Origin of the sequence: Nitrospirillum guanabarense, from assembly GCF_034653355.1 — a bacterium.
Classification (GTDB): domain Bacteria; phylum Pseudomonadota; class Alphaproteobacteria; order Azospirillales; family Azospirillaceae; genus Nitrospirillum.
Window position 1 is genome coordinate 41,792 of record NZ_JAYEER010000002.1, and the last position, 13,327, is coordinate 55,118.

Annotated in this window: 7 protein-coding genes; 1 reads left to right on the forward strand and 6 read right to left on the reverse strand. The window is 69.1% G+C overall.

What is annotated here, in order from left to right:
- Positions 1-24: 24 nt before the first annotated feature.
- The gene (locus tag UAA55_RS06965) at positions 25-1,524 is read left to right on the forward strand and encodes a CoA-acylating methylmalonate-semialdehyde dehydrogenase (RefSeq protein WP_322951959.1); all 1,500 of its coding nucleotides are present in this window, start codon (positions 25-27) and stop codon (positions 1,522-1,524) included.
- Between the two features lie 3 nt (positions 1,525-1,527).
- Here UAA55_RS06965 and UAA55_RS06970 read toward each other — a convergent pair whose 3' ends face one another.
- From UAA55_RS06970 to UAA55_RS06995, 6 genes are read right to left on the reverse strand one after another with little or no spacing between them, the layout of a single operon-like run.
- Complete coding sequence (locus UAA55_RS06970; protein WP_322951960.1) at positions 1,528-1,875, reverse strand: L-rhamnose mutarotase; 348 nt, start codon at positions 1,873-1,875, stop codon at positions 1,528-1,530.
- A gap of 17 nt (positions 1,876-1,892) precedes the next feature.
- On the reverse strand, positions 1,893-4,214 hold the full coding sequence (locus UAA55_RS06975) for a GH92 family glycosyl hydrolase (protein ID WP_322951961.1): 2,322 nt from the start codon (positions 4,212-4,214) through the stop codon (positions 1,893-1,895).
- A gap of 27 nt (positions 4,215-4,241) precedes the next feature.
- The gene (locus tag UAA55_RS06980) at positions 4,242-5,678 is read right to left on the reverse strand and encodes a glycoside hydrolase family 125 protein (protein WP_322951962.1); all 1,437 of its coding nucleotides are present in this window, start codon (positions 5,676-5,678) and stop codon (positions 4,242-4,244) included.
- Between the two features lie 24 nt (positions 5,679-5,702).
- Positions 5,703-8,309, reverse strand: a complete 2,607-nt coding sequence (locus UAA55_RS06985) for a glycoside hydrolase family 3 protein (protein ID WP_322951963.1) — start codon at positions 8,307-8,309, stop codon at positions 5,703-5,705.
- The gene (locus tag UAA55_RS06990) at positions 8,306-10,954 is read right to left on the reverse strand and encodes a beta-mannosidase (RefSeq protein WP_322951964.1); all 2,649 of its coding nucleotides are present in this window, start codon (positions 10,952-10,954) and stop codon (positions 8,306-8,308) included. Before UAA55_RS06990 ends, UAA55_RS06985 begins: the two co-directional genes overlap by 4 nt.
- Before the next feature lie 32 nt (positions 10,955-10,986).
- Complete coding sequence (locus UAA55_RS06995) at positions 10,987-13,299, reverse strand: family 20 glycosylhydrolase (RefSeq protein WP_322951965.1); 2,313 nt, start codon at positions 13,297-13,299, stop codon at positions 10,987-10,989.
- Between the last annotated feature and the right edge of the window lie 28 nt (positions 13,300-13,327).

The window sequence follows — 13,327 nt, forward strand, 5'->3', positions numbered from 1 at the left end:
AACCCGGCGGAGGAACGAGCGCCAATGACCAAGTCCATCCCCCATCACATCGCAGGCCGCCCCCAGGCTGGCCGGTTCGGCCGCACCGCGCCCGTCTACAACCCGGCGACGGGTGAGGAGACGGCCCGCGTCGACCTCGCCTCCGTCGATGAGGTGGCGGCGGCCGTGGCGGCGGCATCGGCCGCCTTTCCCGCCTGGGCCGCCACCCCGCCCCTGCGCCGCGCCCGCATCCTGAACCGTTTCCTGCGCATCCTGGAGGACCGGGCGGACGAACTGGCCGCCATCATCGTGTCCGAACACGGCAAAGTGCATTCCGACGCGCTGGGCGAGATCCAGCGCGGCATGGAGGTGGTGGAGTTCGCCACGGCCGCCCCCACCCTGCTGAAGGGCGAGGTGACGGAGAATGTGGGCACGCGGGTGGACAGCCTTTCCCTGCGCCAGCCCCTGGGCGTGGTGGCCGGCATCACCCCGTTCAACTTCCCTGCCATGGTGCCGATGTGGATGTTCCCCGTGGCTCTGGCCGCCGGCAATACCTTCATCCTGAAACCATCGGAACGGGATCCCTCGGCCGCCCTGGTCATCGCCCGCTGGCTGGAGGAAGCGGGCCTGCCCGCCGGCGTCTTCAACGTGGTGAACGGGGACAAGATCGCGGTCGACGCGCTGCTTACCGTCCCGCAGGTGCAGGCCGTCAGCTTCGTGGGATCCACCCCCATCGCCCAGTACATCTATGAGACGGCGGCGCGCCACGGCAAGCGCTGCCAGGCCCTGGGCGGAGCCAAGAACCACATGGTCATCCTGCCCGACGCCGACCTGGACCAGGCGGTGGACGCCCTGATGGGCGCCGCCTACGGTTCGGCGGGGGAGCGCTGCATGGCCATCTCCGTGGCCGTGCCCGTGGGCCAGGCCACGGCCGACGCCCTGGTGGGCCGCCTGGCCGACCGGCTGCGCACCTTGAAGGTGGGGCCGGGCACCGACCCGCAGTCGGAAATGGGCCCCCTGGTCACCCGCCAGCACCTGGACAAGGTGCGTGGCTACATCGAGGCCGGTGTGCGCGAAGGCGCCAAACTGGTGGTGGATGGCCGCGACATCCGCCTGCAGGGCTATGAGGACGGCTATTTCCTGGGCGGCACGTTGTTCGACCACGTGACCCCGGACATGAGCATCTACCGGGAGGAGATCTTCGGTCCCGTCCTGTCGGTGCTACGGGCGGACAGCTACGACCAGGCGGCCCAGCTGATCAACGACCATCCCTATGGCAATGGCACCGCCATCTTCACCCGCGACGGCGACGCCGCCCGTGAGTTCGCTCACCAGATCCAGGTGGGCATGGTGGGCGTCAACGTGCCCATCCCGGTACCCATGGCCTTCCATTCCTTCGGCGGCTGGAAGCAGTCGCTGTTCGGCGACCACCACATGCATGGGCCCGAGGGCATCCGCTTCTACACGCGGCTGAAGACCATCACCACCCGCTGGCCCACGGGCATCCGCGCCGGCGCCGAGTTCGTCATGCCGACGATGAAGTAAGCCTTACTGCTCGGCCAGGTTGAAGATCCGCTCCGCCGGCACCCACTTTTCTCCGAGCTTGGCCCAGGGCAAGGGGCGCTGAAAGGTATCCATCAGCGCCTCCCACGCCTGGACATCCGCGTCGGCGGCGTCCGTTTCAGCCTTGGCCGCCGGATCGTAATCATCCGTCACCTCCACGATCATCGCCAGCCGGTCGCCGCAAAGATGGATTTCCATCTCCAGGATGCCGGCTTGGCGGATGGCGCGCACCACGGCCGGCGGCACCTTACCCGGTGCATGCCACTGGCGATAACGCTCGATCAAGGCGGGATCGGACTTCAGGTCCAACATCAGGACATGACGGTTCATCATTGTCTTTCTTGTGATATTCACACCTTGACGGGCGCGAAGGACGGCGGCCGGTCGGCCGCGTCAGCACCGAAGCGGGGGTTGGGCTTGGGCCCCATCTGGAAAGTCAGCCGCCCGCCCGCCGCCAGGCTGGCATGGCTGATCCAGCTCTTGGTGTGGGCCGCGCCATTCCAGAAGACGGACTGGATGTAGGGACTGTCGGGCCCGTTGCCCGGCGCCTCCACCACCAGGCGGCGGCCTTGGCCCACCGCCACCTCCGCCCGCCGGAACAGGGGGGAGCCGAAGACGTAGATGGGGGTGACGGGATCGACGGCATACAGGCCCAGCGCGCTCATCAGGTACCAGGCGCTCATCTGGCCGCAATCCTCATTGCCGGCCAGCCCGTCCGGCTGGTCCTGGTGCATGGTGCGCAACAGCATGCGCACCCGCGCCTGGGTCTTATGAGGGGTGCCGGCGTAGGCGTAAAGATAGGCCACGTGGTGGCTGGGCTCATTGCCGTGGGCGTACTGGCCGACCAGCCCCGCGATGTCCGGCGGCGCGTCCGCCGGCATCTCCGAACTGGTGGTGAACAGCTCATCCAGCTTGCGCTCGAACGCGCCGGCCCCACCGAACATCTCCATATAGCCGTAGAGGTCATGCTGGTTCAGGAAGGTGGCCTGCCAGGCGTTGCTCTCGGTGAAATCCCGCCACTTCTTCATGTGGCCCATGGCGCGGGGATCGAAGGGCTCGATCCACTTGCCGGCGCTGTCGCGGGCGCGCACGAAGGTCAGCGTCGGATCGAACACATGGCGGTAGTTGCGGGAGCGTTCGGCCAGGGCGCGGGCGTCGTCGCGGGCGCCGGCCCCCGCCGCCAGATGGGCCATGGCCCAATCGTCGTAGGCGTATTCCAGCGTGCGGCTGACCGCCTCATCCACCGTGTCGCTGGGAATGTAGCCCAGGCGCCGGTACTCGCCCATGCCCAGGGTGGTGTCCTCGAAGGCCCGCTTGCGGAACACCGGCCAGGCGGCCTTGTAGTCGATGCCCTTGAAGCCCTTGGCCTGCGCCTCCGCCAGCACCACGGCGGAATGCCAGCCGATCATGCAGCCCGTCTCCCGCCCCTGCAGCGGCCAGACGGGCGGGCCGGCCGGGCTTTCCACCGCCATGCGCACCAGCCCGTCCACGAGGTCGGGCACGCGCTCCGGCTGCACCAGGGTGAACAGGGGGTGCAGGGCGCGATAGGTGTCCCACAGCGAATAGGTGGAATAGGTGTGGCGGCCTGTGGGCATCTGGTGGACGGCGTCGTCCATGCCGCGATAGCGCCCGTCAACGTCGCTGAACAGCGTGGGCGCCAGCAGGGCATGGTAAAGGGCGGTGTAGAAGATGCGACGATCAGTGTCGCTGTCCGCGTCGATGCGGATGCGCGACAGTTCCGATTGCCAGGCGTCGCGGGCGGCACCGCGCACGCGGTCGAAGTCCCAGCCGGGGATATCGGCTTGCAGATTGCGCAACGCGCCCGCCTCGTCCACGGCGGACAGGCCGACCTTGACCAATAGGGGCGCCTGGGCGGCATCGGGATAATGCAGCGCGCACTTCAGGTTGGTGCCGGCGGCCTGGTCGCCCGCCACCGGCTGGTCGTCCGAATAAAGCTCTGCCTTGGCGAATGGCCGCGACAGCTTCAGGGCGAAATAGATGCGGCGCCCGTCGGCCCACTGGTGCACCCGCCGGCCGCCCACCAGGGTGTCGTTGCCCACCAGCCGCAGGGTCGCGTCGGTCACCCGGGTGGGCACGCCGTGCTTGTCCTGCATGCCGTGGTGGAAGTCGATCAGCAGATGGGCGCCCTCCCTGTCGGAAGGAAAGGTATAGCGGTGCAGGCCGGCGCGCGCCGTCGCCGTCAGTTCCGCCGTGATGCCGCTGTCCTTTAGCCGCACGCGGTAATAGCCGGGCGACGCCTGCTCATCGGCATGGTCGAAGCGGGCGCGATAGCCGCCCTCCGGATTCTCCAGGCTGCCGGGCCGCAGCACCACGGGGCCCACCCGGGGCACCACCAGCACGTCCAGCATGTCGCCCACGCCGGTGCCGCTGAGATGGGTATGGGAAAAGCCCATCAGGGTACGGTCGTCCTGGTGATAGCCGGAGCAGGAATCCCAGCGGCCGTTGTCCGTGTCCGGACTCAGCTGCACCATGCCGAAGGGCACGGTGGCGCCGGGATAGGTATGGCCATGCCCGCCGGTGCCGATGAAAGGATCGACCCAGCGGGTCAGATCCCCGTCCCCCTCGGCCCAGGCCGCCGTCAGTGGCAGGCCGCTGCCGCCCATCAGGGCCAGGCCGGCGGTGCCCCCCAGCAATCCACGGCGTGTCAGCATGTTCGTCTCCTTCCCCATCGGCGCCCCTTAAGGCAGGGGCGCCCGCAGCAGCGCCGGCTTGCGGGCCAGCAGGTCGATCATCAGTTCGCCGAACAGGGTGTTGGCCCAGGCGAACCAGGATCGGGTGAAATGGGTGGGATCATCCTGGTCGAACGCTTCATGCATGAAGCCGGTGCCGGCGTGCGTGGTCTTCAGCCAGCCCAGGCACTGGCGGATCTCCGCGTCGTCGTCGCTGGTCAGGGCGCGGACGATGATGGCCATGGGCCAGATCATGCGCAGGCCCTCATGCGGGCCGCCGACGCCTTCGGCGGCGGTGCCCTGGAAGAAATAGGGGTTGTCGCCGCTCCATACCCGCGCCCGGGTGCGGCGGTACAGGGGATCATCGGCAGCGCAGCAGCCCAGGTAGGGCAGGCCCAACAGACTGGGCACATTGGCGTCGTCCATGAACAGGCGGTTGCCGAAGCCGTCGACCTCATAGGCCCAGATGTCCTGGCCGGCTGCGTCGGACAGACGGCCATGGGCATGCACCGCGGCCTCCACCTCCACCGCCAGGGCCAGCGCGTCCTGGGCCAGCGCTTCCTCCCCACCCACGGCGCGCCAGAGGGGCACCAGCAGGCGGAGGGCTGTGACCGCGAACAGGTTGCCGGGGATGTTAAAGGCATACAGGCAGGCGTCGTCCGAGGGGCGGAACATGGCGTGGATCATGCCCACCTTGCGCGTGGGGAAGCCGTAGCCGTCCAACGCCAAGGTTTCCGTCGGCGTCTCCGCCTTGCGCTGAAAGCGATAGGGGCCGGGGCCGTCCTTGCGTTGCTGCTGGCGGAAGGTGGCCACCACCAGGCGCATCGCCGCCCGCCATTCCTCATCGAAGGGCGCCACATCCCCCGTGGCCCGCCAATAGCCATGGGCCAGGCGGATGGGATAGCACAGGCTGTCGATCTCCCACTTCCGCTCCGCGACGCCGGGCTTCATCTCCGTCAGGTCGCCCACGGCCCATTTGTTGGGGGTGGTGCCCTTGGGGTCCGGCAGGAAGGCGTTGGCGTAGGGGTCGATCAGGATGCAGCGCGCCTGGCGATGGATCAGGCCCTGGAACACCTGGCGCAACACCGCGTCACCCTTGGCCAGGGGCAGGTAGGGCCACACCTGGGCGGAGCTGTCGCGCAGCCACAGGCATTCGATGTCGCCGGTGATGACGAAGCTGTCGGCCTTGCCATCCAGCCGCCCCAGTTCCACCGTCGTGTCCAGGGTGTTGGGGAAGCAGTTCTCGAACAGCCAGGCCAGCTCCGGGTCGGCGATGGCCGCCTTCACCCGCGCCAGTTCCCGCTCCACCGCCGGGCTGGACACCTTGCGCTGAGCCGGCGGCGGGCGTCGGCTGACAGGGGGCGCCGCGTGGGCCCGCGCGGCCGGCAGGGCACCGGCCAGAACACCACTGGCCAGACCCAGGAGCGTGTCACGACGGCTGATCATCGCGCCTTCCTCATTTCGGCCCCGTCACTTCGGCAGGGCCTGGCGACCCTGGATGTCGACCGTCTTCTCGATGCCCGGGGTGAAGTCCGGCTGGCCGCCACCCACGAAAACCTGATAGCGCCCCGCCTCCACCGTGCGGTTACCGGCGGCGTCCACGCCACCGATGTCCCGGGGCTGCACCTGGAAGGTCACGCGCTTGCTCTCCCCCGGTTCCAGGTGCACGCGCTGGAACCCAGCCAGCAGGCGGCGCGGCGCCAGGGGGCCGGACGGCGGCGTGACATACAGCTGCGCCACCTCCTCACCCGGATGGTCGCCTACGTTCCTGACCGTGACGCTGGCCGTCAGCGGCTGGCCGGCCGGCAGATCGGTCGCGGACAGCGTCAGATCGTCATAGGCGTAGCGGGTGTAGCTGAGGCCGAAGCCGAAGGGGTACAGCGGCGTGCCCTCGAAATAGCGGTAGGTGCGCCCGGCCATGGCATAGTCAACGAACGGCGGCAGGTCGCGGACGGAGCGGTAGAAGGTCACCGGCAGGCGGCCCGAGGGGTTGTTGCTGCCCGTCAGCGTCTCGGCGAGCGCCCGGCCGCCGCGCTCCCCCGGGTACCAGGCGGCCAGCACGGCGTCGGCATGATCCTGCGCCCAGGTCAGGGCCACGGCGCTGCCGGACATCAGCACCACGACCAAAGGCTTGCCGGTCGTGGCCAGGGCCTCCAGCAATTGGCGTTGCGGCAGGGGCAGACCGATATCGGTGCGGTCGCCGCCATCGAAGCCCGGTACGGCGATGCCCAGTTCCTCCCCCTCCACGTCCGGCGACAGGCCGACGAAGGCGATGATGGCGTCTGCGCCTTTGGTGGCGGCCAAAGCCTCCGCCCGCTGGACCTCCGCCGGGGCCAGCCACATCAGGCGCACACCCTGGTCCTGGCCGCTGTGCACCAGCTCCAGGCGCAGGCGGTGGGGGCTGGTGCCCTCGACATGCAAGGACACCATGAGGTCACTGTCCTTGCCGGTGCCGGGGTCGTTCAGCACCAGCCGGCCGTCCAGGTACAGGCGCACGGGGTCATGCCCTTGACAGTCGAAGCAGCGGTCCATCCGCACCGCCAGGGTGTAGTCGCCTGGCCCCGGCGGCACCAGCAGGCCGGTCCAGCGCACGGCGTAGCGGCGCGCGTCCATGCCGGGAACCGGCGGCACCTTGTCCCAGTCGAAATCGACGGTGCGGTCGGTGCGGGTCAGGCGCGGTTCGCCGCTGAAATCCAGGCTGTCGAAATAGTCGCCGGTCAGGCCGGCCTCCGCCCCGCTGCCCGCCCCCGTCTTCAGCGCCGTCTCCGGCACCAGCACGGGCACGCCCTCCGCCAGGGTCGACCCTTGGGCGTAGCGGACGGTGCCCACGCCCGGGGCCATGCGCAGCGCCGCCAGGGGCGTGTAGGCTTGGACGGCGGTGCCGTGATAATTGGCCTCCAGCACGCCCAGCGCGTCGGCGTTAGGGCCAACCACTGCCAAGTTGGAGCCGGGGGCCAGCGGCAGCGCGTTGTTGCGGTTCTTCAGCAGCACGATGGATTTGCGCGCCGCCTCCAGTGCCAGGGCGCGGGCGTTCACGTCGTCGATGCGCTCCGCCCCGATGTCGGCGTAAGGGTCGGCGGCGGTGAAGGCGCCCAGCCGGGCGCGGGCGGCCATGACGCGCCGCGCCGCCTGGTCCACCGCACCCTCCGTCACCAGATGCTGGCTGACGGCGGCATTCAGGTCTGCATAGGCGTAGCGGCCGCCGCCGCCGCAGTTCAGATCAGTGCCAGCCAGCAGCGCTGCGGCGGCCGAGCCGGCATTGTCGGCGCGGTAGTGGTGGAAGCGTGTCATGTCGTCCACCGCGTCGCAGTCGGACACGACATAGCCCTTGAACCCCCAATCCCGCCGCAGCCGGCCGTTCAGCAGTTCCGGATCGGCGCAGACGGGGGTGCCGTGCAGGGCGTTGTAGGCGCACATGACGGACCCCACCTGCCCTTCCGTGACGGCCGCGCGGAAGGCCGGCAGGTAGGTCGCCTCCAGATCATGGGGCGAGACGTCGACATCGAAGGCGTGGCGCCCGGCCTCCGGCCCGCTGTGCACGACGAAATGCTTGGCGGTGGCGATGGCCTTGGGATGGGCTGGATCCGGCCCCTGGATGCCCTGGATGAAGGCCACGGCCAGCCGGCCGGTCAGGTAGGGATCCTCGCCATAGGTTTCCTGCCCCCGGCCCCAGCGCGGGTCGCGGAAGATGTTGATATTGGGCGACCAGATGGTCAGGCCCTGGTAGCGGTCATGATCGGCTTTGGGGCCGGCGGCGTTGAACTTCGCCCGCGCCTCGGTAGACACGGTATCGCCCACCCGGCGCAGCAGGTCGGTGTCCCAGGTCGCGGCCAGGCCGATGGCCTGGGGGAAAACGGTGGCGTAGCCGGCACGGGCGACGCCGTGCAACCCTTCGTTCCACCATTCGTAGGCCGGCAGATCCAGGCGCGGGATGGCGGGGGCTGCGCTTTGAATCTGGCCGATCTTTTCGGCCAGGGTCATGCGGTTGACCAGCACCTCGCTATCCGTCTGCGACCAAGCCCCGGTGGGCAGGACCAGGGACAGCAGCGCCGCCCCCAGCGCGAGAACCCGCCTCACGACCGCGCCCCCTTGGTGGCGCCGGCCAGGGAGCGCACGGACAGGGCCTGGCGCAGGGCGGCGATGTCGGCGGCACTGCGCACGGCCAGCGTCACCGTCTGGCCCGGCAGCAGGTCGAAGGCGTTGTCCGACAGGCTGGCGTCCCTGTCACCGAATTCCACCCAGACGCCACGCGCCAAGCGCTGCGCCTTGATCGTCAGGGTATAGCCGTCGGCGGCGGGCTGCAGGTCGGCGGTCAGCCCCGGATCCGTCAGGGCCAGGTCGATGGCGTCGGCGAAATAGACGATCTCGCGCGACACCGGCTGGCCGCCCTGCAGCAGTTCCACCACCGCGACGGTGCGGGCCGGATCGGCCCCCTTCAACAGGGCGGCATCCTCGAAGGTACCGACATCCGTGCTGGACAGCGGCGCCAGGGTGACCGGCGTGGTCCGCTCCTGCCGCACGGTGCCGTCCAGATCCATGACCCGCAGGCGCCATTGCACCGCCAGCGGCGCGGTCAGGTCCGACACCAAGTGGATGTCGGTCTTGCCGTTATGGCGTTGGGCCGCGGCCAGCAGCGGGGCGTAGAAGCGTCGGGCGTGGAACTGCAGCGCCTTCCACCGGCCGAAATAGTCGATGCTGGACCAGGAGGCACCCGGCCACACGTCATTCAGCTGCCAGTACAGCGAGCCCATGCTATGCGGCCGCGAGGCGCGCAGATGCTCCGCCGCCATCTGTATGCCTTCCGCCTGCATCACCTGGCTAAGGTAGACAAAGGCGGCGAAGTCTTTGGGCTCGCCATAATATTTGCGGATGTAAAACAGCAGGCGGTCATTGCCGTTGCCATTGGCGAACTTCTGGTGCGCCCGCATGACCGGCGAATTCGGGCTGGCCAGATCCTCTGCATTGGCGAAGGCGCGCACCGTGCGCATCACGGGGAAGGATTGCAGGCCGTACTCGGACTGGAAGCGCGGCGTGGTGTCCAGGTAATCCTCCAGCGGGGCGGAGCCGGACCACACCTTCCAGTAGTGCTTGTCGCCGTCGTCCATCTGGTCGGCGGGGCCGTCGAAATCGGTGCTGGGGGTGCTGGCCCAATAGGGCACGCCGCCGGCATACTTGGCGACCACGCCGCGCAGCACGTCACCAAACAGCACGGTCATGCCGGTGACGATGCGCTCCCGCTCCGCCGGGGCGATGCTGTCCTTGAACGTCTGGCGGTCGGGCCAGGATTCCCAGCCGGTCTGCACCTCGTTGTTGCCGCACCAGAGGACGATGCTGGGGTGGTCGCGCAGGCGCTTCACCTGGTCCACCGCCTCGGCCCGGCTGCTCTCGCGGAAGGCCACGTCATAGGGGGTGATGGCGCCGCCGAACATGAAATCCTGCCACACCATGATGCCCATCTCGTCCGCCAAGTCGTAGAAGGCGTTGTCCTGGTAGTGGCCGCCGCCCCACATGCGCAGCATGTTCATGTTGGCGTCGCGGGCCGATTGCAGCAGGGCGCGAGCGGTTTCCGCCGGCACCCGGCTGGGGAAGCTGTCCATGGGGATCAGATTGGCGCCCTTGGCGAAGACGGGGATGCCGTTCACCACGAACTCGAAGCTCTTGCCCCACTGGTCCGGCGCGCGGCGCAGTTCCACCTGGCGCAGGCCGGTGCGCCGCGCGGAGGTCGCCACCACCTCCGCGCCATCGCTGATGGTCGCCTTGAAGGTGTAGAGGTCGGGCGCGCCATAGCCCACCGGATACCACAGGCGGGGATGGTCGATACGCACCGGCAGGCTGACTTGGTTGGTGCCGGCGTCCAGCGCCACGTCCTGGGTAACGGCGGGCAGCGCCGTGCCATCCGGCGCGGTGGGGATGACGGTCACGCGCACCGTGCCCGGCCGGTCGGCGGCGATCTCGAACTCCGCCCGCACCGCCGCCGTCTCGGTTCCCACCTTCTGCTGATCGACGTGGAAATCGGCCAGGCGGGGGCCATCCCAAGCCTCAAGCCGCACCGGCCGCCAGATGCCCAGGGTGACGTAGCGGGGACCCCAATCCCAGCCATACTGGTAGTTGGCCTTGCGCACGTAGTTGGAGGTCTGCTTGCCCGCCGGCTCATCGCCGAAGGCGCTGTCGAACTCGCCCGGCAAGGCGTAGGGCTGCTTCAGCAACCAGGGTTGCAGCTTGGCAATGGGGGAGTGCAGCGCCACCGACAGGGTGTTGGCGCCGGAGCGCAGCGCCTGCTTCACCGGCACGCGCCAGCGGCGGAACATGTTGTCGGCCGATAGCAACGGTTTGCCGTTCACGCTGACATCGGCGAAGGTGTCCAGCCCCTCGAACACCAGGTCGACATGGTCATGGCGCAGCGTCGCCTCATCCACGGCCAGGGTGGTGCGGTAGTCCCAGTCGGCCAGGCCAATCCATTGCAGGCCCGCCTCGGCGTCACGGTAGAACGGATCGCCGATGCGGCCCAGGGCCAGAAGGTCGGTCTGCACCGCGCCCGGCACGGTGGCCACCCGCCATTGCGTCTCTCCTCCATGCGTCTTGGCGGCCGGATCCTGCGGCGCCAGACGGAAGGTCCAGCCTTGGTCCAGGTCCCGCGTCACCGGCGCCGCTTCGGCCAGGCCGGGCGCCATCAGCGCCAAGACGAACGCCAGGGACAGGGAATGGTTCAGGGCGCGCGGCATGGGAAATTTCCTCTGGTGCGGCATCAGCTTAGTCATGGTTCGGCCTGCAGGCTGACACTTCCGATGGCATATAGCGGACCATGGATAGACGCGGTGTACGTCAGGCATAGGTCATGCTCCCCCGTCGCCACCGGCAGCGGGGTGGTCAGGGGGAACTGTGCCGGCGCCTTGGCCGGCGACGGCAGGGGCACGGTGGCGGCCACCGGCCCGTCGCACCCGTCCATCCTCACCACCAGCTCGCCGTTCGGCGTGGCCGCGGGATGGCTGCGCACCTTGACGGCGTCATGGGCCAAACCGTAGTTGCGCGGCAGGCGGGCCGCCTGCACCGTCAGCGCGGTGACGCCGTTCAGCCGGGCCTTGGGATAGACCCAGCAGGCATCGAACAGGTTGACGTTGAACACAGGGGCGCGGGTGGTCGCGTCCGGCGTCAGGGGAATGCGCAGGCCCATTTCGCCTTCGGGACAGGCCGCCAGCTCCCCACTCTGCCGCGTGCGCAACGCATCGGCGGTCAGATCATATCGGCGGGGGGCCGCCAGCATCTGGCCGGCGTCGCTGAACACGGCCGCGTTCAGGATGGCAGGCAGGGTGAGGTGCAGCGGCGCCTCGTAGCGGGCGGACGCGGGCGTCGGCGCGCTGCCGTCGGTGGTGTAGCGGATGGTGCCGAAGCTGGCCTGGTTGGACAGGGCCACGGTGGCGGCACCGGCGGCCAGCGCGGCGTTGGGCCCGCCCTCCACCGTGAAATCGACGGCGAAGGCGCTGTCGGCTGCGTCCACGCCCAGGTGACGGTAGCGGGCCAGCTGCGCCGGCAAACGCCCCAGGAAATCCCGCCAATCGCGCCGATCCTTAGGCGACCACAGCCCTTCCGCCAGGGCGTCGATGCGGGGGTAGATGGCATGGGTCACATGCCACGGCGTCATCATGTATTCCGTCCAGAGGTTGCCCTGACCGCCCAGCACATGGCGCGCCTGCTCCGCATCCAGTTCCGCCGGCAGGGCGTCGTAGGCATAGATGTCCGCCAGGGTGACGATGGCCAGGCGGCCGGACGGCTCATCATTCCGCCGGCTTTGCAGGCTGTCCAGGTACAGGGTGGGCGCCGGCGACAGGATCACGTCGTGGTTCATGCGAGCGGCATCCACGGCCCCCTTGGTGCCGCGCCAGGACATGATGGTGGCCGTGGGCGGGATGCCGCCTTCCAGAATCTCGTCCCAGCCGATCATGCGACGGCCATGGGCCGCCAAATACTGGCCCACGCGCTCGATGAACCAAGTCTGCAGCGCGTTCTCATCCTTGAGGCCCAGGGCGCGCATGCGTGCCTGCACCCGGGGGGACGACTTCCACTCATCCTTCAGCGCCTCATCGCCGCCGACGTGGATGTAGGTGGAGGGGAACAGCGCCATCACCTCATCCAGCACGGTCTGGATGAAGGTGAAGCTGGCCTCATCCACGTTGAACAGATAGGGGTTCACGCCCCAATCCACCGCCACCGGGGGCCGTGCGCCGGTGACGCCGATCTTGGGATAGGCCGCCATGACCGCCTGGCCATGGCCGGGCATGTCGATCTCCGGCACGATGGTCACATGCCGCGCGGCGGCATAGGCCACCAGGTCACGGACCTGGTCCTGGGTGTAGAAACCGCCGTAGCGCGGGCTCGGCGCGTCTGGCCCGCCGACAGTGGGTGGGGTGCGCCAGGCGCCCACCTTGGTCAGGTCGGGATAGTGCTTGATCTCCAGCCGCCAGCCCTGGTCATCCGTCAGGTGCAGGTGCAGACGGTTCAGCTTGTGCGCCGCCATCTGGTCGACCAGGGCCTTGACGCTGTCCAGGGGCTGGAAGTGGCGGGCCACGTCCAGCATCAGGCCGCGCCAGGAAAAGCGCGGCCAGTCCCGTATCTCCTGCGCTGGCACCGTAACCGGGCCCCGGCCGTCCCCCTCGGGCGTCAACAACTGGGCCAGGCTCATGACGCCATAGAACAGCCCGGCCTCATCCCGCGCCGTGACGCGAATGCCTTGCGGCGTCACGGCCAGGGCGTAGCCTTCGACCTGGGCCACCGGGGCGGCGGCATCCAGGGCCAGGGTGATGGCGCCGCCGCCGCCGCCGTCCCGTACGTCCAGGGTCAGGCCCCGCACCCGGCTCACCATACCGGCCAGCAGGGTGGCCGCCTGGCGCGCCTGGGCGTCACCGGCGGGCACCGCGATGACGGCGCCGGCGCTTAGGGTGAAGGCCCCCTGTCCCGTCTGATACTCCACCGGCAAGGGAATGAGGGCGGGCGGGGCCGCCGAAATCGAGCCGGTGGCGGCGCTTCCCGCCGCCACCATCGCCACGGTCAAAGCCCCCAATACGGTCCTCATCCCCACTCCCCTCACCGTCGTCCCCGTG